Annotated in this window: 21 protein-coding genes; 17 read left to right on the forward strand and 4 right to left on the reverse strand. The window is 72.7% G+C overall.

Annotated elements, in window-relative coordinates:
* The 9 genes from VF202_12280 to tal all read left to right on the forward strand — a co-directional run.
* A partial coding sequence (locus tag VF202_12280; GenBank protein ID HEX7040890.1) for a hypothetical protein occupies positions 1 to 312 on the forward strand: 312 nt, incomplete at its 5' end.
* Positions 302 to 433, forward strand: a complete 132-nt coding sequence (locus tag VF202_12285) for a hypothetical protein (GenBank protein ID HEX7040891.1) — start codon at positions 302 to 304, stop codon at positions 431 to 433. The genes VF202_12280 and VF202_12285, both read left to right, overlap by 11 nt.
* A complete protein-coding gene (gene ccmE, locus VF202_12290) occupies positions 430 to 858 on the forward strand; it encodes a cytochrome c maturation protein CcmE (protein ID HEX7040892.1) in 429 nt (142 codons plus the stop codon). The genes VF202_12285 and ccmE overlap by 4 nt, the downstream gene beginning before the upstream one ends.
* A gap of 10 nt (positions 859 to 868) precedes the next feature.
* Positions 869 to 2866, forward strand: coding sequence for a heme lyase CcmF/NrfE family subunit (locus VF202_12295; GenBank protein ID HEX7040893.1), 1998 nt, complete (start codon positions 869 to 871; stop codon positions 2864 to 2866).
* Positions 2867 to 3415 carry a TlpA disulfide reductase family protein gene (locus tag VF202_12300; protein ID HEX7040894.1) on the forward strand — a complete coding sequence of 183 codons (549 nt, stop codon included), beginning with the start codon at positions 2867 to 2869 and terminating at the stop codon, positions 3413 to 3415. It abuts the gene before it with no gap.
* The gene (locus tag VF202_12305) at positions 3412 to 3876 is read left to right on the forward strand and encodes a cytochrome c-type biogenesis protein CcmH (protein ID HEX7040895.1); all 465 of its coding nucleotides are present in this window, start codon (positions 3412 to 3414) and stop codon (positions 3874 to 3876) included. The genes VF202_12300 and VF202_12305 overlap by 4 nt, the downstream gene beginning before the upstream one ends.
* Positions 3873 to 5435, forward strand: a complete 1563-nt coding sequence (locus tag VF202_12310) for a c-type cytochrome (protein HEX7040896.1) — start codon at positions 3873 to 3875, stop codon at positions 5433 to 5435. The genes VF202_12305 and VF202_12310 overlap by 4 nt, the downstream gene beginning before the upstream one ends.
* Complete coding sequence (locus VF202_12315) at positions 5432 to 6121, forward strand: Rieske 2Fe-2S domain-containing protein (GenBank protein ID HEX7040897.1); 690 nt, start codon at positions 5432 to 5434, stop codon at positions 6119 to 6121. The genes VF202_12310 and VF202_12315 overlap by 4 nt, the downstream gene beginning before the upstream one ends.
* 184 nt (positions 6122 to 6305) lie before the next feature.
* Entirely contained in the window at positions 6306 to 7427 is a 1122-nt protein-coding gene (gene tal, locus VF202_12320) for a transaldolase (GenBank protein HEX7040898.1), read from the forward strand.
* 9 nt (positions 7428 to 7436) lie between these two features.
* Here tal and VF202_12325 read toward each other — a convergent pair whose 3' ends face one another.
* Genes VF202_12325 through VF202_12335 form a run of 3 tightly spaced genes read right to left on the reverse strand, consistent with a single transcriptional unit; the run spans position 7437 to position 10130 of the window.
* Entirely contained in the window at positions 7437 to 8192 is a 756-nt protein-coding gene (locus tag VF202_12325) for an SURF1 family protein (GenBank protein HEX7040899.1), read from the reverse strand.
* A 19-nt stretch (positions 8193 to 8211) separates the two neighbouring features.
* Positions 8212 to 9114 carry a heme o synthase gene (locus tag VF202_12330; protein ID HEX7040900.1) on the reverse strand — a complete coding sequence of 301 codons (903 nt, stop codon included), beginning with the start codon at positions 9112 to 9114 and terminating at the stop codon, positions 8212 to 8214.
* Positions 9111 to 10130 carry a COX15/CtaA family protein gene (locus VF202_12335; GenBank protein HEX7040901.1) on the reverse strand — a complete coding sequence of 340 codons (1020 nt, stop codon included), beginning with the start codon at positions 10128 to 10130 and terminating at the stop codon, positions 9111 to 9113. Before VF202_12335 ends, VF202_12330 begins: the two co-directional genes overlap by 4 nt.
* Positions 10131 to 10621: 491 nt before the next feature.
* On the opposite strand from VF202_12335, the gene VF202_12340 reads away from it, so the two are divergent.
* The 7 genes from VF202_12340 (at position 10622) to VF202_12370 (ending at position 18187) form a co-directional block, all read left to right on the forward strand.
* Positions 10622 to 11764 (forward strand): tetratricopeptide repeat protein, encoded by a 1143-nt coding sequence (locus VF202_12340; protein ID HEX7040902.1) that lies wholly within the window; start codon positions 10622 to 10624, stop codon positions 11762 to 11764.
* Between the two features lie 273 nt (positions 11765 to 12037).
* A complete protein-coding gene (rpsB, locus tag VF202_12345; GenBank protein ID HEX7040903.1) occupies positions 12038 to 12889 on the forward strand; it encodes a 30S ribosomal protein S2 in 852 nt (283 codons plus the stop codon).
* An 82-nt stretch (positions 12890 to 12971) separates the two neighbouring features.
* Entirely contained in the window at positions 12972 to 13565 is a 594-nt protein-coding gene (gene tsf / locus VF202_12350; GenBank protein ID HEX7040904.1) for a translation elongation factor Ts, read from the forward strand.
* 4 nt (positions 13566 to 13569) lie between these two features.
* Positions 13570 to 14298: a UMP kinase gene (pyrH, locus tag VF202_12355; GenBank protein ID HEX7040905.1), complete on the forward strand. Its 729-nt coding sequence runs from the start codon at positions 13570 to 13572 to the stop codon at positions 14296 to 14298.
* Positions 14299 to 14347: 49 nt separating this feature from the next.
* Positions 14348 to 14902, forward strand: a complete 555-nt coding sequence (frr, locus tag VF202_12360; protein ID HEX7040906.1) for a ribosome recycling factor — start codon at positions 14348 to 14350, stop codon at positions 14900 to 14902.
* On the forward strand, positions 14899 to 15789 hold the full coding sequence (locus VF202_12365; protein ID HEX7040907.1) for a phosphatidate cytidylyltransferase: 891 nt from the start codon (positions 14899 to 14901) through the stop codon (positions 15787 to 15789). Before frr ends, VF202_12365 begins: the two co-directional genes overlap by 4 nt.
* Before the next feature lie 61 nt (positions 15790 to 15850).
* Positions 15851 to 18187, forward strand: coding sequence for a glutamine--tRNA ligase/YqeY domain fusion protein (locus VF202_12370; protein ID HEX7040908.1), 2337 nt, complete (start codon positions 15851 to 15853; stop codon positions 18185 to 18187).
* A 4-nt stretch (positions 18188 to 18191) separates the two neighbouring features.
* Here the strand turns inward: VF202_12370 and nagA are convergent, their stop codons facing one another.
* Positions 18192 to 19340, reverse strand: coding sequence for an N-acetylglucosamine-6-phosphate deacetylase (gene nagA / locus VF202_12375; protein ID HEX7040909.1), 1149 nt, complete (start codon positions 19338 to 19340; stop codon positions 18192 to 18194).
* 79 nt (positions 19341 to 19419) lie between these two features.
* On the opposite strand from nagA, the gene VF202_12380 reads away from it, so the two are divergent.
* Positions 19420 to 19998 carry a DoxX family membrane protein gene (locus tag VF202_12380; GenBank protein HEX7040910.1) on the forward strand — a complete coding sequence of 193 codons (579 nt, stop codon included), beginning with the start codon at positions 19420 to 19422 and terminating at the stop codon, positions 19996 to 19998.
* Positions 19999 to 20007: the final 9 nt, after the last annotated feature.

The following is a 20007-nucleotide window of genomic DNA, read 5'->3' on the forward strand; positions in this document are numbered from 1 at the left end:
CTCATCGACGAGCCCACGCGCCGGGGACGGGTCTCGGCCGTGATCATGCTGATCGTCGTGATCAGCCTGCCGTTCAACTACCTGGCGGCCGAGTGGTTCAGGACGCTCCACCCCGCCAAGAGCGTCAACCTGGACGGCAGCGGCGTGACGATGGACGCCTCCATGCTGCGCGTGCTGCTCGTGAACGTCGCCGTCGCCGGGCTGATCTACCTCTACTTCGTCTCCGAGCGCGTGCGCATCGGCCTGTTCAAGCTGCCGCGGGCGGCCGAGGGGTCGGCGCCCGTGTCCACGGAGGTAGTCCGTGTGGGCTGACCTGACACCCAACCAGTGGGTGGCGATCGCCTGGGTCGAGCTGCTCGTCGTCTACGCCGGCTACTTCCTCTACCTGCGGTGGCTGGAGCGCAAGAAGCCCGAAGCGGAAGGTGAGGAGTGAGGAAGAAGGTCGTCTACGCCGCCCTCGGCGTGGTCGTGCTGGCGGCCGCGGGGCTGATGATCGCCCGCGCCCTCCAGACGTCGCTCGTCTACTTCGTGCTGCCCAGCGAGTACGCGCGCGACGCGTCGAGCTTCGAGGGCAGGCGCATACGCCTGGCTGGCCTCGTCGAGCCCGGCAGCGTGTCGTTCGACGACGCCGACCTCCAGCTCACGTTCAACGTCACGGACTCCGTGCGGTCCTACCCGGTCAGGTACCGGGGCGCGCCGCCGGACCTGTTCCAGGAGAACGGCGGGGTCGTCGTCGAGGGCCGCTTCGAGGGCGACACGTTCGTGGGCGACAACCTGCTCGTCAAGCACAGCAGCGACTACAGGCCGCCCGAGGACGGACACGTCGACGTCGAGGCACTGAAGGAGTCGCTGCGCTGAGGGGAGAGCCGTGCAGCTAGAGCTGGGCGTGGTGGGCGGCGCCGCGGCGTTCCTGGCGTTCGCCGTGGCGCTCTACGGCGCCGTCGCGGGTTCCGTCGGCGCCGGCCGGCGCGACGCGCGCCTCATGACCTCGGCGCGCCTGGCCGCGGTCGCGGGCTTCCTCGTGGCCACGGTGGCGGTGCTGGTCATGGAGGCCGCGCTGCTCACCGACGACTTCTCGGTCGCCTACGTCGCGCAGCACTCGCGGGTCGCCTCGCCCGTCTGGGTGAAGGTCGTGACCATGTGGGCCGCGCTCGAGGGCTCGATCCTCCTGTGGGCCTGGCTGCTGTCCGGCTACACCGCGCTCGTAGCGGCCGTCGCCCCGCTGAACCCCCTGCGCCCCTGGGCGCTGGCGGTGATGCAGGGCGTGCAGACGTTCTTCTTCTTCGTCCTGGCGTTCCTCGCCAACCCGTTCACGGTGCTCGCCAACCCGCCGCTCGACGGGCCCGGGCCCAACGAGCTGCTGCAGAACCACTGGATGATGGCGGTGCACCCGCTGCTCATGTACCTCGGGTTCGTGGGGCTCACCGTGCCGTTCGCGTACGCGATGGCGGCGCTCATCACGCGTCGCCCCGGCGCGGAGTGGATGACGATGACGCGCCGCTGGACGCTCACCGGCTGGGGCTTCCTCTCGGCCGCGATCGTCGCCGGCGGCTGGTGGAGCTACGAGGTGCTCGGCTGGGGCGGCTACTGGGCGTGGGACCCCGTCGAGAACACCAGCCTCATGCCGTGGCTCACGGCCACCGCGTTCATCCACTCGGTGCAGGTGCAGGAGCGCCGGCACATGCTCAAGCCCTGGAACGTGGCGCTGATCCTCACGACCTTCTCGCTCTCGATCCTCGGCACGTTCCTCACCCGCTCCGGCGTCGTCTCCTCCGTGCACGCCTTCGGCAACGGGCCCGTGGGACCCGCGTTCCTCGCGTTCTTCGTCCTCGTCGTCCTGTTCGCGTTCGGCCTCCTCGCCACGCGCTGGGAGGAGGTCAAGGACCGGGCGGAGCTCGACTCGCTGGTGAGCCGCGAGGGCGGCTTCCTCGGCGTGAACGTCCTGTTCCTGGCCATCACGTTCGCCGTGCTGCTGGGCACGCTGTTCCCCCTGATCGTCGAGGCGCTGACGGGCGACCGCGTCACCGTGGGCGCACCCTTCTTCGACCAGGTCACCCTGCCGCTGTGGCTGCTGGTGCTGCTGCTCATGGGCATAGGCCCGCTGCTGCCGTGGCGCAAGGCCGAGGAGCAGTCGCTGCGCCGCAACCTCGCCTGGCTGCTGGGCGGGCTCGTCGTCGCCGGCGCGGCGGCGTGGCTGCTGGGCGTGAGGAAGGCCTTCCCCGCGCTCACGGTCGCCCTGGCCGGCTACAACCTCGTGTCGCTGGGGCTCCTGCTCTCCGGCGCCCTGGTCCCGCGCCTGCGCCTCGCCGGGCGACCGGCCCTGGACGTGCTGCGGAGCTACGCGCACGAGAACCGCCGGCGCGTGGGCAGCATGATCGTGCACTTCGCCGTCGTGGTCATCGCCGTGGGCGTGGCGTTCTCGAGCGGGTACCGCGTGGACGAGCAAGTGCGCCTCGACGTCGGCGGGTCGGCCGAGTTCGAGGGCTACACGCTCACCGCCACCGACCTGTTCGTCGACCCCACCCCGGCGCGCGTCAGCGCCGGCGTGCTCGTCGAGGTGCGCCGCGGCGAGCGCCTGCTCACCACCCTGCGGCCGCGCATCAACGTCTTCGCGGGCAGCGCCCGCGGCATCCCCACGCCCGACGTGATGTACACGCCGTGGCACGACGTCTACCTGAGCCTCAACAGCAACGTCACCCCCGAGACGACGTTCGTGGTGCTGCGCGTCGTGAAGAGCCCGCTCGTCACCTGGATCTGGGTGGGCGGCGCGATCCTCGTGCTCGGCACCGCCTACGCCCTAGGCGGCGCGACGCGGCGCGTCCCCGTGAGGGCCAGCGTGCCGGCAGCGGCGGCGAGGGAGGCGTAGGTGCGCCGGCAGGGGGTCGTCATCACGGTCCTCGTCGTCGCGGCCCTGGGCGGCCTCTTCGCCTTCGGGCTGCTGCGCGGCGAGCCCGACAGGGACATCCCCTCCGAGCTCGTGGGCAAGCCGGCGCCGCCGTTCGAGCTGCCGGTCCACGCGCGCTACCGCGACGAGTTCGGCGAGACGCTCTCGCTGGCGGACCTGAGGGGACGCCCGCTCGTCGTGAACTTCTGGGCCTCGTGGTGCGCGCCCTGCTACGACGAGGCGCCGGTGCTGGAGGCCTACTGGCGCGAGTACCGGGACACGGACGTGCTGTTCGTCGGCATCCAGACGCAGGACCGCGGCAAGCGCGCCGAGGGCACCGCGTTCATCGAGCGGTTCGACCTCTCGTTCCCCAACCTCATCGACGACGACAGCGCGGTCAGCGTCGACTGGGCGCTCTTCGGCGTGCCGGAGACGTTCTTCGTCTCCCGCGACGGCGTCGTCGTCGACAAGCACATCGGACCCGTCACCCCGGAGCTGCTGGACCGCCAGCTCGCGGCGCTGCTGCAGTGAGGAGGGTCATCGCCAGCGGCCGGCGCTCGGCGGCGGCGCTCCTCCTCCTGGCGCTGCTCTGCGCCGCCCTGGCCCAGGCCGTGGAGCTCGACTCGCGCGTCTTCGACATCGCCAGGCAGCTCCGCTGCCCCGTCTGCACGTCGGAGAGCGTCGCCGACTCCAGCGCCGAGCTGGCGCAGCAGATGCGCGAGATCATCCAGCAGCAGCTCGACGAGGGCAGGAGCGAGGCGGAGATCCTCGCGTTCTTCCAGGCGCGCTACGGCGACTGGATCCTGCTCGACCCGCCCAAGCGCGGGCTCCACCTCGTCGTGTGGGTGCTGCCGATCGCCGCCGGCGTGGCCGGGGTCGCGGCGTTGGTCGTGCTGGGACGCCGCTGGGTGAGCCGCTCCCGCGAGCCCGTCGAGGTGGACCCTGAGGACATCGCGCGCGTCAGGTCGGAGCTGGAGGGGCGGGGCCGGTGATCACCTTCCTCGTCGTCGCCCTGCTCGCGCTGTTGGCGTTCGCGTACGTCGCGCTGCCGCTCCTGTCGCCGCGCCACGCCGACCCACTGCCCGACGACACCGACCCGGTGCTGGCCGGACTGCAGGAGGAGAAGGCGGCCCTGCTGCGCGCCATCGCTGAGCTCGAAGCCCGCGGGGACCTGGACCCGGAGCGGCGCGAGCGGCTGAGGCTGCGCTACGAGGCCAAGGCCGCCGCTGCGCTCAAGGCCATCGACGCCCGCCAGGCCGCGCTGGCCGCCGGCGGGTGGCGCGGCGCGTCCGCGCCGGCTGAGACCCCGCCCGGCGAGCCCACGCCGGCGCCGCAGGCGGCCAAGCGCCGCCGGCCGCCGGTGGCCGCCGTCGCGCTGCTCGGGCTCGCGGTGCTGGCCGCGGCGTTCCTGCCCTCCTACGTCCTGCCGCGCGTCGGCCAGGACGCGAACGTCACGACCACAGACGTAGAGGCGGCGCGGCAGATACGCGACCTGCGGCGCGCCGCCGACCGCGAGCCGACGCCGGAGAACCTCATGGCCCTCGGCGACGCCTACCTCGAGGTGGGCCAGCTGGAGGACGCCCGCGAGGCCTACCTGCGCGCCGCGGAGGCCGACGAGGTGCCGCCCGCGGTGTTCCAGCGGCTGGCCGTGCTGGCGCTCCAGGACGACCTGGGCGAGGCCCAGGGCTGGCTCGAGCGCGCCGCGGCCGTGGCGCCAGACGACTCCCAGACGCTGTTCCTCCTCTCCGAGGTCGCCTACGCCAACGGCGACCTGCAGGCGGCGGAGAGCTCGCTGCGGCGCTACGTCGACGTCGTGGGCGGCGAGCCGGACGCGACGATCGCCGCGCGCCTCGAGCTCTTCGAGCGCGTCGACGACCTCACGGCGGCCGTCGAGGCCGAGCCCACCGCGGAGAACCTGCTGGCCCTTGGCGACCTCTACTGGCGCGCCGGCGACCTGCGCGGCGCGGCCTCGACCTACGTGCGGGCGATCACGGAGGCGGGCGCGCAGGACCCCGTCGCGCTCTCGCGCATGGGCGAGCTGATGCTGCGGTCGGGAGCGCCCGCCGACGCCGCGGCGCTGATCGAGCGCGCCGCCGAGTCGGGCGGCGTGGAGGGTCTCGAGCCGTCGGCGCGGCTCGCCCTCGGCGAGGCCTACGTGCGCCTCCGCCGCTTCGACGAGGCCGTGGAGGTACTGGAGGCCTACCAGGCCGCGGGCGGGGACGACCCGGCGGCCGACGAGCTGCTGGCGAGCGCCCGCGCCGGCGTGGTCCCGGGCGAGGTGGGCGCCCCCGGCGACCTGGCCGCCGTCGCGGAGCCCGAGCATCCGGGCGCGGCGGTCTTCGCGGCGAACTGCGCCCAGTGCCACGGGCCCGCGGGCGGGGGCGGCATGGGCGTCGCGCTCGCCGGCAACGCCCGCGCCGCGAACGAGGCCAACGTGCGGGACGCCGTGACGTTCGGCCGCGGGATGATGCCGGCCTTCGGCGCCACGCTCAGCCAGGAGGAGCTCGACGCCGTGGTCGCCTACGTCGTGGAGGTCGTCTCCCGGCGATGAGCGACGGACGCGAGCAGGACGCGAGGCCGGCGGGGGCCGACAGCGTCGGACGCCCCGAGGACGCACAGCCGGCGGCTGCCGACAGCGACGGACGCGAGCAGGACGCGCGTCGGGAGGGCGGACCCTCGAGCGGCGCGCCCCCGGACGAGGGCCGCCGCCAGGTCGTCAAGTGGCTCTGGCGGGTGCCCGTGCTGGCCGTGATCGGCGGCGGCGGCTACGGCCTGTACCGGGCCGTCGACGTCCACTTCTTCAAGCGCCGGCCCGACCCCACGCCCGACTTCGTCGACGCCGGACCGGTGACCGTCGCGCCCCTGGAGGCCTTCGCCGACGCGTGGGACGCCGTCGAGTTCCTGCTCGAGGCCACGCCCGCCGTGGCCGTGCGGGTGCCCCGGCCGGTGCCGGGCGGCGTCAGCGCGGGCGACGCGCACCTCGTCGCCTTCAGCCGGGTCTGCACGCACCACCAGTGCGTCGCGACCCTCAACACCGACGTCGCCGCCATCAACCTCGGCTTCAACTACGACGCGACCACGCCCGCGATCACCTGCCCCTGCCACCTCAGCGTCTTCGACCCGTTGCGCGCGGGTCAGGCGGTCAGCGGTCCCGCGGTGCTGCCGCTGCCGCGCGCGCGCCTCGAGCTGCGAGGTGGCGAGGTCGTGGCCACGGGCTGGGAGCGCCCGCGCGGCTGAGGCTAGGCGGCCGGCACCAGGCTGAGGCACGGCAGGTGCCAGGCGCCCGGACGTGCCCCTGCGGCCGGCCGGCGCAGGGCCGAGCCTCGGAGGGAACCGCCCACCACGTGCCGCCGGCGAGGCGCGACGTAACATCGGGCCGAGAGTCCAGGCGCCCGGCGGCGGGCGCGCGCGAGGAGCTCACATGAACCCGCTCAAGAGGCTGCAGGAGCACGGCCAGTCCGTGTACCTCGACGAGATCCGGCGCTCGTGGCTCGAGGACGGCACGCTGCAGGAGCTCATCGACCGCGACGGGCTGCGCGGCGTGACCTCGAACCCGGCGATCTTCAACAAGGCCATCGCCCAGTCGGGCGACTACGCGGCGGCGATCGCGGCCCTGGCCGCGCGCGGGGCCACCGTGGAGGACGCCTACGAGGACCTGGTCGTCGAGGACATCGGCCGCGCCGCCGACATGTTCAGGCCCACCTACGACGGCTCGGGCGGCCGGTACGGCTTCGTGTCGCTCGAGGTCTCGCCGGAGGTCGCCCACGACGAGGAGGCCACCTACGCCGAGGCCACGCACCTGTGGCGGCGCCTCGGCAGGCCGAACGTCTTCATCAAGGTGCCGGCGACGCTGGCGGGCCTGGGAGCGATCCGTCGCCTCATCGCCGACGGCGTGAACGTCAACGTCACCCTGCTGTTCGGTCTGGAGCGCTACGAGCGCGTGATCGACGCCTACCTCGCCGGGCTCGAGGACCGGCTCGCGCGCGGCGAGGGCCTGCGCGGCGTGAACTCCGTCGCCAGCTTCTTCCTCAGCCGCTTCGACGTGCACGTGGACCCGCTCCTCGACGCCATGGGCACGCCGGAGGCGCTGGCCCTGCGGGGTCGCGCGGCCATCGCCTACGCGAAGGTGGCGTACGACGTCTTCTCCCGCCGCTTCGCGGAGGCTGACCCCCGCTGGCCGCGCCTCGCCGGCGCCGGCGCGCGCGTCCAGCGCCTGCTGTGGGCCTCGACGGGCACGAAGGACCCCAGCTACCCGGACACGAAGTACGTCGAGCCGCTTATCGGTCCCGAGACCATCAACACGATGCCGCTCGAGACCCTGAACGCCTACAGGGACCACGGCGACCCGGCGACGCGCGTCACCGAGGGTCTCGACGAGGCCAAGCGCGTCATCGCCGACCTGCGCGCCCTGGGCATAGACCTCGAGGAGGTCGCCGCGAGGCTCGAGGAGGAGGGCGTCGAGAAGTTCGTCACGCCCTTCCGCAGCCTGCTGAGGACGCTCGAGGGCGCCCTGCGCGAGGCCGCGGTGTCGGCGGGGAGCTGAGGGCCGGCCTCAGCCCCTCCCCTCGTCGCGCGCGGCGCGCCGCAGCAGGAAGAAGTAGCCCACGATGCCGATCGCGGCGAACGAGAACCACTGGACGGCGTAGCTGAGGTGGGGCCCCTCGCCGAGGTCCGGCTCGGGCAGCGGCAGCGGCAGGTCGCCGGGGTGCGGGGGCGTGACCGAGGTCAGCTCCACGTAGGCCTCCACCAGCGGGTAAGGCATCTGGCCCTGCAGGCGCTCGACGTCGACGTAGTACGCCTGGACCAGCTCGCCTTCGGCGGGGTCTCGGGGCCCGAAGGACCCTGCCCTACCGCCGGTCGGCCGCCGCAGCCGGCCGGTGACCGTGACCTTCCCCGCCGGCGGCGGCGCCTCCGCCACCGGCACCCGGTCCATCGCGTAGGGCACCCAGCCGCGCTCGACGAGCACGGCCGACCCGGCGAGCCCCGCGCGGCTGAGGACGAGCGGCGTGAGGACGTGGAAGCCGGGCTGCCCGTCGCGGGTACGGCCCCGCAGCAGCACCTCCTCGGACGAGTCGAACTCCCCTACCGCGGTGACGGCGCGGTACTCGGGCAGCTCCCCGCCCTCGGCCAGCACCTGGCCGATCGGGGCGGGCGGGAGCCCCATGCGCTCGACGACCTGGGCCACGTGCGCGCGCCGCTGCTCGAGCCGCCTCAGCTGCCACAGGCCGAGGTTCACGAACAGCACGACGAGCGCGAGCGCCAGCAGGTGGCCGGCGAGCCACCGCGGCCTGAGGAGGACGTGACGCATCAGCCGCGCGGCGGCCGCTTCACAGCAGGGCGCGGTCGAGGGCCATCGTCAGGAACAGCAGCGCCAGGTAGGTCATCGAGTACTTGTAGAGGGGCAGCGCCGTGACCTTGTCGACCGAGCCGCCCTCGCGCACGACCCTGAACACCGCCGCGACGCGCAGCGCCAGCACGACGTTGAGGGCCAGGGCGGCGACGAAGTAGGCGACGCTGAACTCGTGCAGGAAGAACGGCAGCACCGTCAGGACGACGGTGAGGACCGTGTACATGACCATCTGCATCACGGTCGCGCGCTCGCCGATCACCGCCGGCGCCATGGGCACGCCCACGTTCGCGTACTGGTCCTTGACCATCAGGGCCAGCGCCCAGAAGTGGACCGGCGTCCACACGAACACCACGGCGAAGAGGATCCAGGCGAGCAGGCTCAGGTGGCCCGTCACCGCGGCCCAGCCCACCAGCGGCGGGATCGCCCCGGCGGCGCCGCCGATGACGATGTTCTGCCAGGTCGAGCGCTTCAGCCACATCGTGTAGATGAGCACGTAGAACGCGATGCCGGCCCACGACAGCAACGCGGCGGTCACGTTGGTCGTGGCCCACAGGACGACGAACGAGAGGACCGTCAGCACGACCGCGAAGACCAAGGCGTTGCGCGTGCTGACCACGCGCGTGACGGTGGGCCGCTTGGCGGTGCGCTTCATGCGCACGTCGATGTCGGCGTCGTAGACCATGTTGTAGACGCCGGCGGCGCCGGCGGACATGTAGCCGCCCACGATCGCGCCCAGCAGCGTCACCCAGCCGGGGAACCCGCCGGCGGCGATGAACATGGCGCCCACGGTGGTCATCAGCAGCAGGACGATGACCTTGGGCTTGGTGAGTACGAAGTAGTCGCGCCAGGTGGCCCTCGGCGCCGCGTCGGCTCGCGTCATGCACCCTCCACGGCGGAGCGACGCCAGAGCGCTCCGGCGCCCTTCTTGACGTCACCGCCGAGCATCATCACGGTCAGTGCCGCCAGCAGCGCGAACGCCGAGACGGCGAGCAGCAGGTGTAGGAGCTGCAGGACGAACGGCCCGAGCAGCGCGAGGTTGAAGGTCCCCACGGCGAGCTGCGCCAGGTAGACGCCGAGGAGCGCCCGCGCGACGCCGCGAGCGGCCGGCACGGGCTTCAGCCACCAGGCGAGGCCGAGGCCCACGAACAGGTACGTCCCCACCGCCATCGCGATCAGCGGGTGCAGGATGCGCAGCCTGATCAGCGGGTGGGAGGCGGGGTCGAAGTCGGCGCGCAGTCCCTCGGCGAGCGACTCGGGCGGGGAGATCGTGTTGCCCATAGCGGCGATGCCGCCGGTGAAGCTGAGGAGCAGCGCGCCCACGACGCCCGTGAGCAGCACGGCCGCCAGCGGGAGCTGCGAGGAGACCTTGAGCGGGTAGGCCGGCGCCCGGTCGCGCGCGAACGCCACGGTGCACGCCAGGGTGCCGATGAGCAGCAGGCTGTTCACCAGGTGCGCGGCCACCCAGACGCCCCTGGCGACGCTGGCGTTGTCGCCGGTGAGCCCCAGCAGCACGGTGGCGGCGCCGATGAGCGCCTCGCCGACGAGGAAGGCCATCGCCGCCGTCGCGAACGCGGCGAAGCCGGGCTTGTCGCGCCTGACCCTCAGGGCGCGCACCAGGAGCCACACGCCGAGGACCAGCACGCCGAACGAGAGCACCCTGTGGCTGAACTCGATGAGCGTCTCGACGGTGGGGTTCAGGGGGACGACGGTCCCGTTGCAGGTGGGCCAGTGGCTGCCGCAGCCCGCGCCCGAGCCCGTGAGGCGCACGACCGCGCCCTGCAGGATCACGAGCGTGTTGGCGATGAGCGCCGCCCAGGCGAGGCGGGTGGTGAGGCGGCCCGCCGCTACCCGCGCTCCTGCGGCGGGGTGGGAGCTGGCCGTGAGAGCTTCCGTCACGGGGTCCTTCGCGTCTCCTCGGGCGCCCGCTCCGACGCGGCGAGCTCCGCCGCGGCCGGGCTTCCGGCGCCGACCGCCCATCGTAACCCTTTCCCGTCGCCAGCGTGGCCCGGCCGGCGCGGCGGACCCGTACTCGGCCGGGAGGGTCCTCCGCCCGGCGCGGAGGGCGCTGCCGAGGCCCGCAGCGGGCCGCCAGGGGCCCAGCCGCACCCCGACCGGCCGGTCGCCCGCAGCGGGCCCGGCGGGGGCTCCGCGAGGCCCTCGCGAGGCGCCGGGAGACGTGGCCCGGATGTGACGAAGTCCCCACGGGGACGCACACGGCGCTCTCACCGAGCCTGGTGATGATTGTGCCGACCGGCGCAGGGCGGGGCGCAGGGGGGCGAGCCCCTTGCCGGCACCTCACTCCGGCGCCGCGCAGCGGACTGACCGGCGCGTCAGATGTGGATGTTAGAGTCTTCACACCAAAACGCGTGTACCGGTCGTCGGAGGACATGTTGATCAGCTTCCAACCCACCACACGTCAGCCGCTACGGCTCCTTGGCGCGTCGCTCCTGGCAGTGCTGTGCCTTGGCGGTGTCGTCGTCGCCCAGGAGGGCGAGGACGGACCGGACGTTGCCACCCTCATCAGCGACGGGCAGTTCTACCTCGACCGCGGCAACTGCTCCCTGGCGCAGTTCTACTTCCAGGAGGCGCTTAGGGTAGACGAGGACAACGCCGACGCCCTCGTCGGGCAGGGACGCGCGCTGGCCTGCCAGGGCGCCTACCCCGAGGCCATCGAGGCGTTCCAGGAAGCGCTGAACGTCCAGGCCGACCACCTCGACGCGCTGATCCACCTGGCGAACACGTACCAGTACCAGTACCAGGCCGACCCCACCGCCTACAGCGGGCGCCTCGCCGACGCGCTCGACACGATCCAGCGCGCCGAGGAGGTCTCGGCCAACGACCCGCGCGTGCAGAACACCAAGGGCCTCGTCCTCTACCAGCTCGGCGACCTCCAGCAGGCCAGGACCACCCTCGAGCAGGCCGTGACGCTCGCGACGAGCTCGCAGCTCCTCGACAACCCGCAGAGGAGCACCGTGCAGCTCAACCTCGGGCGCGTCTACCGCGACCTCGGCGAGCTCGAGCTGGCCCAGCAGGCGTTCAGGCGCGCCGTGGTCCTCGACCCCACGAGCGCCACCGCCCACAACAACCTCGGCGACATCGCCTACCGCCTCGGCGACTGCGCGACGGCAGAGTACGAGCTGGCCCAGGCCGTGAACCTCGACCCGAACAGCCTCTCCGCCGCCTCGAACCTCGGCATCGTGCTCTTCGAGTGCGGCGAGATCCAGGCGAGCCTGCCGCGGCTCGAGCAGGCCGTGCAGATGGACGGCGCGGTGTTCCTGCCGCCGCTGTTCACGTACCTCGCCCGCGCCTACCTCGAGACCGGCCAGGTCGACGAGGCCATCAGGCGCGCGCAGCACGGCGCGCTGCTCTCCGAGCCTCCCAGCGCCGAGGCGTACTACTGGCTCGGCCAGTCCTACCAGCGCCGCGGGGGACCGGGCGACTCGCAGCGCGCCCGCGACGCCTACCAGCGCGCCGTCGAGATCGACCCGAACTACGCCGCCGCCCAGGAGGCCCTCCACACCCTGCAGTGAGCGGGGCGCGCGGCCGGCTCGGCCCGCTCTGCACGGCGGACCCCGGCGCCGTACCTGCCCACGAGGTGCGCTGAGTCGGTCCGCGGGGCGGGTGGTGGTCGCCGGCGCTGCGCTCCCGGGCGCGCGCCATGTTGTAAAGTGGGTAGGTTTGCCGGCGGCAGCGGGATGTCCGCCGGCATCCTTGAGAGACAGGGGAGCACCAGCACGCGGCTTTCGCGCCGGGGGCGGCCTACCTGTGACTCCAACCTCAACATCCCGCCCGCGGAGGAAGACATGTCGTACCTGGGAATGAAGCAGCTCCTCGAGGCCGGCGTCCACTTCGGCCACGAGACCAAGCGCGCGAACCCGAAGATGAAGCGCTACATCTTCGCCGAGCGCAACGGGATCTTCATCATCGACCTGCAGAAGACGCTGGTCGAGAGCGAGAAGGCCTTCGACTTCCTCAAGGGCGTCGCCCAGCGCGGCGGCACGATCCTGTTCGTCGGGGCGAAGAAGCAGGCGCAGGAGATCCTCGCGGCCGAGGCGCGCCGCTGCGGCATGCCGTACATAAACGAGCGCTGGCTCGGCGGCCTGCTGACGAACTTCAAGACGATCCGCACCCGCGTCGACCGCCTCAAGGAGCTCGAGCAGATGTTCGAGGACGAGTCGATCCTGCGCTTCACGAAGAAGGAGCAGATCGACCTCGGCAAGGAGATGCACCGCCTCCAGCGCTACCTCGGCGGGATCCGCAACATGTCGCGGCTGCCTGACGCGCTCTTCGTGATCGACCCCACCAAGGAGGCGATCGCGGTCAAGGAGGCGAACAAGCTCGGCATCCCCGTCGTGGGGCTGGCCGACACCGACTCCGACCCCGACGTCCTCGACTACATCGTGCCGGGCAACGACGACGCGATCCGCTCGATCCAGCTCATCACCGCCCGCCTGGCCGACCTGATCGTCGAGGTGCGCGGCGGCGTCGAGGAGGTCGTGGAGCCGAGCCCCGCCGCGGACGCCGAGCGCGAGACGCTCCCGGCGCCGGTCCCGGAGCCGGAGCGCGCGATCGTGGAGGCCGCCACGGCGGCCGACGAAGAGGCGTTCCCCGAGGTGGAGGAAGAGGCAGTAGAGGAAGAGGCAGTAGAGGACTGAGGGTCCGCACGGACCCGCGGAAGCGCCGGCGCCCAGCGCGGCGCCGGGCGGATAGAACCCGGAACGAGGTTGAGGTAACACCATGGCCGTTACGACCGAGATGGTCAAGAAGCTGCGGGCGATGACGAGCGCCGGCATGATGGACGTGAAGCGCGCCCTGGAGGACGCCGGCGGCGACATCGACAGGGCCGCCGAGCTCCTGCGCGAGCGCGGCATCGCCAAGGCCGACAAGAAGGCGGGACGCGAGGCCAAGGAGGGCGTCGTGGGCTCGTACGTCCACCACAACGGCAAGCTCGCCGTGCTCGTGGAGGTCAACAGCGAGACCGACTTCGTGGCCCGCAACGACACCTTCCGCGAGCTGGCCAAGAACCTGGCCATGCACGTGGCGATGGCGAACCCGCAGTACGTGCGCCGCGAGGACGTGCCCGAGGACCTCGTCGCCGCCGAGCGCGCGGCGCTCCGCAAGCAGGCGCTCGAGGAGGGCAAGCCCGAGGCCGTCGCCGACAAGATCGTCGAGGGCCGCCTGAACAAGTTCTTCTCCGAGGTCGTCCTGCTCGACCAGCCCTACGTCAAGGACGACAAGAGGACCGTCGGCGAGCTCGTCAAGGAGGCCGCCGCCACCCTGGGCGAGAACATCCAGGTCGGCCGCTTCGCCCGCATCGCAGTAGGCGAGTAGGGCCTTGCGCCGCGCGCTGCTCAAGCTGTCTGGCGAGTTCCTCGCGGGACCAGGGGGTTTCGGCGTCTCCCCCGAGGCGACGACCTCCCTGGCCCGCGAGATCGCGGCGGCCAAGGCCAGCGGCGTCGAGCTCGCCCTCGTCGTCGGCGGCGGGAACTTCTGGCGCGGCGCGCAACACGGCGCCCACATGGACCCCGCCACGGCCGACTACGTCGGCATGCTCGCCACGGTGATGAACGCGATCGCGCTCCAGGACGCCCTGGAGGCGGTCGGCGTGGACACGCGCGTCCAGTCGGCGATCAACATCCAGGAGGTCGCGGAGCCGTACATCAGGCGCCGCGCCCTCCGGCACCTCGAGAAGGGCCGGGTCGTGATCTTCGCCGCCGGCACCGGCAACCCGTTCTTCACGACAGACACGGCGGCCACCCTGCGCGCGCTCGAGATCGAGGCCGACATGGTGCTGATGGCCAAGAACAAGGTCGACGGCGTCTACGACGCCGACCCGCGCACGAACCCCGGCGCCAGGCGCTACAAGACGCTGTCGTACATGGACGTGCTGAACAACGGCCTGGCCGTGATGGACGCCACGGCCGTGAGCCTCTGCATCGACAGGGGCCTGCCCATCCGGGTCTTCGACATCTTCGCGCCCGGCAACCTGCAGCACCTCCTCGCCGGCCAGGAGGTGGGCACGCTCATCGCGCAGGACGTGGAAACCGCGTTCGAGGTCGCCTGAGCGAGCGCGGTACACTGACGCCCGGTAGCCAGAGATCCGGAGGTCAGCGATGAAGACGGTCCTCGCCGAGACCAGGGAGCGCATGCAGCGCTCGCTTGAGGCGTTCGAGCAGAACATCGGCTCGGTCCGCACCGGCCGCGCCAACCCGGCGATCTTGAGCCGCGTGCACGTCGACTACTACGGCACGTCGGTGCCCTTGCCCCAGATCGCCACCGTCTCCAGCCCCGACGCGCGCACGCTGGTGATCACGCCCTTCGACAAGAGCTCCCTGCAGGCCATCGAGAAGGCCATCCTCGAGAGCGACCTGGGCTTCAACCCGAACAACCAGGGCGACAACATCTTCATCAGCGTGCCCCCGCTCACCGACGAGCGCCGCCGCGACCTGGTGAAGACCGTCCACCACATGGCCGAGGAGGCCCGCGTCGCCGTGCGCAACATCCGGCGCGACGCCAACGAGCGCCTCAAGGCGCTGCAGAAGGAGGGCGGGCTCTCGGAGGACGAGCTCAGGCGCGCCGAGGCCGACGTCCAGAAGGCCACCGACGAGTTCATCGCCAAGATCGACCAGAGGACGAAGACGAAAGAGACTGACATCCTGGCGGTGTGAGCGAGCCGCCAGCCGAGCCGGGCGCCGATGGCACGCTGCGCACGCGCGTGGCGGGCGGCCTGGCGATCTTCCTCGCCGCCATGCTCGTCCTGTGGGTCGGGCTGCCGCTCCTGGCGCCGGCGTTCGTCCTGCTGGCCGTCGTGGCGCTGTCCGAGTACGCCGAGCTGATGCGCCTGCGCGGCGTGCCGGTCAGGAAGCGCAGCCTCTTCGTCGCTGCCGTGCTCACGGTGCCGGCCTCGCTGCCCTCGACGTACCCCGGCATGCCCACGCTCGCCGGCGGCGTGAGCTGGCGCGAGGCGCTGCTCGTGACGTTCGTGATCTACGTGCTCGTGCTCGAGGTCGCCGTGCCGAACCGCAACTCGGTGCACGCCGCGGCGTTCACGGTCGCCGGGTACCTCTACGTGCCGTTCCTGCTCGGCTACGTGATCACCCTGCGCTACACGCCCGACGGCCACCTCGGGCTCTGGTTCCTCGGCATACCCCTGCTCTCCGCCATCGCCACCGACGTGGGCGCTTACACGCTCGGCTCGCTCTTCGGCCGCACGCCGCTGGCGCCCCGCGTCAGCCCGCGCAAGACGGTCGAGGGCGCGGTCGGCGGGCTCCTCCTCGCCCTCCTCATAGTCGCGGGCATCGCCCTGCTCGCCCGGCGCGTCGCCGGCCTGGAGCTGGGCGTCGGGACCGTCGTGGCGCTCACCGTCGTGACGTCGCTGGCCGCGCAGCTCGGCGACCTCTTCGAGTCGCTCTTGAAGCGCTGGGCCGGCGTGAAGGACGCGGGCGTCCTCCTGCCGGGCCACGGCGGCGTGCTCGACCGCCTCGACTCGCTGCTGTTCACGTTCCCCGTCAGCTACCTGTTCGTCACGATGCTGGTCGTCCCCTACGCGACCTAGGCGGTAGAGTCTTGGGTCGCGCCGCGCCGGTCCGCCGGCCGGCCCGACCGGAGGAACCAGGATGAGCGCCGAGGACACCACCCGCCTGCCCCCCACCGCGCACCACCCGCCCGCCAGGGTCCCGCGCGAGGGGCAGCGTCAGGTGGCGCCCAACTTCATCACCGACGTCGTAGACGCCGACATCGCCGCCGGGCGGGTGACCAGCGTGGTGACGCGCTTCCCGCCGGAGCCGAACGGCTACCTCCACGTGGGCCACGCCAAGGCGATCTGCCTGAACTTCGGCCTCGCCGAGGACTACGGCGGCGTGACCTACCTCCGCTTCGACGACACCAACCCCGAGACCGAGGAGGAGCGCTTCGTCGAGGCGGCGATCCGCGACATCGAGTGGCTCGGCTTCAGGCCGGTCGAGGTCCGCTTCGCCTCCGACTACTTCCCGCAGCTCTACGCCTGGGCCCTCGAGCTGATCCGCCGGGGCCTCGCCTACGTCGACTCCAGCTCCGAGGAGGAGATCCGCGAGCTGCGCGGGACCGTCACGCGGCCCGGGCGCCCGGGGCCCTACCGCGAGCGCAGCGTCGAGGAGAACCTCGACCTCTTCGAGCGCATGCAGGCCGGCGAGTTCCCCGCGGGCGCACACGTGCTGCGCGCGAAGATCGACCTCGCCTCGCCGAACATGAAGATGCGCGACCCCATCCTCTACCGGATCGTGCACGCGCCGCACTACCGCACCGGCGACAGGTGGAAGGTCTACCCGCTCTACGACATGGCGCACCCGCTCTCCGACGCTATTGAGGGCGTCACGCACTCCCTCTGCACCCTGGAGTTCGAGAACAACAGGGAGATCTACGACTGGCTGCTCGACAACCTGATCGAGGGTCCGCGGCCGCACCAGTACGAGTTCGCCCGCCTCGTCCTCGACCACACGGTGGTGAGCAAGCGCAAGCTCCTCAGGCTCGTGAACGAGGGCCACGTCACCGGCTGGGACGACCCGCGCATGCCCACGCTCTCCGCCCTGCGCCGGCGGGGCGTGCCGCCCGCGGCGCTCAGGGACTTCGCGAACCGCGTGGGCGTGGCCAAGGCGAGCAGCCGCACCGACCCGCAGCTCCTCGACCACTCGGTGCGCGACACCCTCAACACCGCGGCGCCGCGCGTCCTGGCGGTTCTCGACCCGCTCGTCGTCGAGCTGACGAACCTGCCGGCCGGCCAGACCGTGTGGCTCGACGCCCCCTACTGGCCGCACGACGTGCCGCGCGAGGGCAGCCGCCGCGTGCCGCTGACGCGCGAGGTCGTGATCGAGCGCGAAGACTTCGCGCTGGACCCGCCGCGGGGCTACCGGCGCCTGGCGCCGGGGCGCGCCGTGCGCCTGCGCCACGGGCCCGTGGTCCGCTGCGACGAGGTCGTGACCGACGACGCCGGGCGCGTCACGAGGCTGAGGTGCACGGCGTTCCTCGACGAGGTGGGCGCGGCGCCGGACGGCGTTAAGGTCTGGGCGACGATCCACTGGGTGTCGCGCGAGCGCGGCGTCCCGTTCACCGCGCGGCTCTACGACAGGCTGTTCACGGCGCCGGACCCCGAGGAGGGCGGCGACTTCCTCGCCCACCTCAACCGCGAGGCGCTCGTCGAGAGGCGCGGCCTCGTCGAGCCGTCCGTGCTGGACGACGACCCGGAGACCCGCTACCAGTTCGAGCGCCTCGGCTACTTCTGGCGCGACCCCGTCGACGGTCGCGGGGACGAGCTGGTCTTCAACCGCATCGTGCCGCTCAAGGACCGCTACGCCAGGCGGACCGCCGCCGGTGCGCCGACCGGGGCGGTCCGGAGGGCGAGGGACGAAGAGGCCCCGGGCGGGTCCCCGGCGACCGACCCTGCGCGCGCGGCGGCGGCCGCCACGCTGGCGGCGCGCCACGGGCTCAGGCCCAACGACGCCGACGCGCTGGCCGGCTCGGAGGAGCTGCGCCGGTTCTTCGAGAGCGCCGTGGACGAGGGCGCCCCGTCCGGCGCCGCCGCGAACCTCGTCGTCAACGAGGTCGCGCGCGAGCTGCGCGAGCGCGGCGCGGGCATGCGCCTCACGCCCGCCGGGCTCGCCGGCCTGGCGCGACTGCTCGACGAGGGCAAGGTGACCGCGACCGTCGCGAAGGAGGTCCTCGCCGAGGCCGCGTCCACCGGCGCCGACCCGGCCGGGCTCGTCGCCGCCCGCGGCCTGGACGAGGCCCTGCCGGAGGAGGAGGTCAGGGAGCTCGTGCGTCGCGCCGTGGCGACCCACCCAGACGAGGTCGCCTCCTACAGGTCCGGCAAGGTCGGCCTCAAGGGGTTCTTCGTCGGGCAGGTGATGCGCGGCAGCGGCGGACGCGCCGACCCGGCTCTGGTGCAGCGGCTGGTGGCCGAGGCGCTGGACGACCGCTGACCCGCTAGAGCCGCCGGCCCGCCACGAAGACCTCCTCGACCGCCAGGTCGGCGCCAAGCACGACGACGTCGGCCCGCAGGCCCGCGGCCAACCGGCCCCTGTCGCGGAGGCCCAGGTAGTCGGCCGGCACCGTGGAGGCCAGCGCGGTCGCCGCGGCCAGGTCGAGGCCGCAGTCGACGGCGTTGCGCAGGGCGCGGTCCATCGTCAGGACGCTGCCGGCCAGCGTGCCGTCGCGCAGGCGCGCCGCCCCGCCCGAGACCACGACAGTCTGGCCGCCCAGCTCGCTCTCCCCCTCGTCTGTCCCGGCGGCGCGCATCGCGTCGGTGACGAGCAGCAGGCGGCCCGGCTTCGCCGCCAGCGCGGCGCGGAACGCCGTCCCGTGCACGTGGTGCAGGTCGAGGATCACCTCGGCGTAGGCGTCGCCGCGCGCCAGGGCGGCGCCCACGGCCCCCGGGGACCGCGAGCCCAGCTGCGACATCGCGTTGTAGAGGTGCGTGAAGCCGGCGACGCCGCCAGCCTCCGCCACGGCGTCGAGCACCGCCTCGGCCTGCTCGGCCGTCGCCAGCGTGTGACCGACGCTGACCCTCACGCCGGCGCCGGCGAACGCGCGCGCCGCCGACAGCGCTCCCGGCAGCTCGGGCGCCAGGGTGACGACCCTGACCACGTCGAGCGCCAGCGCCTCGGCGACGAGCTCGGGGTCGGGGTCCACCGCGTGCGGTGGCTGGGCGCCCAGCCTGTCGGGGCTGATGAAGGGGCCCTCGAGGTGCGCGCCAGGGACGTCGGGCAGCCCGTCGCCCCCGGACGCCGGCCTCACCGCGGCGATGCCCTCGAGGGCGCGCACGACCTCCGGCCAGGGGTGGGTGATCGTCGTGGGCAGCAGCGTCGTCGTGCCCCGCGAGGCGTGGAAGCGCGCGAGCGTGACGACGCCGTCGGGGCCGTCCATCGCGTCGCCCCCGCCGCCGCCGTGCACGTGGGCGTCGACGAAGCCGGGGAGGACGTACGGCGCCGGCAGGCCCGCGGCCGGGCCGGGCTCGCCGGCGACCTCGACCCGCGCGATGCGGCCGCCCTCGAGCTCGACGGCGCCGGGCGCCGCGCCGCCGGGCAGCACCAGGGTCCCGCTCAGGCGGGGCATGGACACCCCGCCGTCGCGCACCTAACGTGTACGGTACCTACGTCCCTTGGCCCGGTCACGGCTGGCCAGGATACTGCGGGGCGAAAGGGAGGCGACGCGCATGCCTCGTACCACGTACTACCCGGAACCGAACATCAGTAAGGTCCTGTTCGCTTCGCGGTACATGGCGCCCTTCTGGACCGTCGTGCGGGTCTACCTCGGCTGGCTGTGGCTGAACGCCGGCTGGCACAAGGTGACCGACCCGAAGTGGGTCGGCGCCGAGGCCGGCACCGCGGTCTCCGGCTTCCTGAACAGGGCGCTGAGCCTCTCGGTCGGCGACTCCCCCGCCGTCAGCGGCTGGTACGCCTGGCTCGTCGAGAACGTCTTCCTGCCCGCCGCGCCGCTGATGTCCTACCTTGTCGCGTTCGGCGAGCTGCTCGTGGGCGTCGCCCTCATCGCCGGCTTCCTCACCGGCGTGGTGGCGTTCCTCGGCGGCCTGATGAACGTGGCGTTCATGCTGGCCGGCACGCTCTCCACGAACCCGGTCATGTTCATCCTCGCGACCTGGATCGTGCTGGCATGGCGCATCGCCGGCTACTACGGCCTCGACTACTGGGTCCTCCCGCTGCTCGGCGCGCCCGCGAACGGCTTCAGCCGCCGGCGCAGCGCCGCCGCTGGCAGTACCGTGGCGACGAGCTGACCACGCGGC

The sequence above is a fragment of the Trueperaceae bacterium genome (assembly GCA_036381035.1).
Lineage (GTDB): Bacteria > Deinococcota > Deinococci > Deinococcales > Trueperaceae > DASRWD01.